The organism is Bacillota bacterium (assembly GCA_033549065.1).
GTDB lineage: Bacteria > Bacillota > Dethiobacteria > DTU022 > DTU022 > JAWSUE01.
In genome coordinates, this window is the sequence record JAWSUE010000054.1 from 1 (window position 1) to 542 (window position 542).

The following is a 542-nucleotide window of genomic DNA, read 5'->3' on the forward strand; positions in this document are numbered from 1 at the left end:
AGGACAGTGGAGCAAAAAAGGGCCCTGGTGCAGGAGGTAACTAAGGCAGTTGTAAGTACGGTTAATTGCCCCGAAGACGCGGTTATGGTCCTGATCCATGATTTGAAATCTGAAGATATCGGTAAAGCAGGTAAGTTGCCCTTTATAAAATAATTCAGTAAGCCATTCAACATTGATCTTAAAGCCTGGGGGAAATTATGAAAAACTATTTTTCCACTAAATCATATTTTATCATTTTTATGATAATTTGTTTGGTTTTAATAACAACTGGATGTGACAACAGTGGCCGGGCGATTGATTATGATGGTGGGAAATATGTGGGTGAGATGGTTGATGGAATACCTCATGGTGTAGGGAAATGGACGAGTTCAGATGGAATGATTTATGAAGGAGAGTTTTCTTATGGCCTGCCGCATGGAACAGGCACGGTTCTTTTACCGGATGGAATTAAATATATAGGTGAAGTTAAAGAATATGTTTCTCATGGCACCGGTATGATGATTTGGCCTGATGGCAAGATATATGAAGGCGAATGGAGAGAC

At 40.2% G+C, this 542-nt stretch carries 2 protein-coding genes; both read left to right on the forward strand.

Going from position 1 to position 542, the window contains the following annotated elements; translation table 11 throughout:
• Nucleotides 1-6: 6 nt before the first annotated feature.
• Nucleotides 7-153, forward strand: coding sequence for a tautomerase family protein (locus SCJ97_11730; GenBank protein ID MDW7740698.1), 147 nt, complete (start codon nt 7-9; stop codon nt 151-153).
• A gap of 44 nt (nt 154-197) precedes the next feature.
• A partial coding sequence (locus SCJ97_11735; protein ID MDW7740699.1) for a hypothetical protein occupies nt 198-542 on the forward strand: 345 nt, incomplete at its 3' end.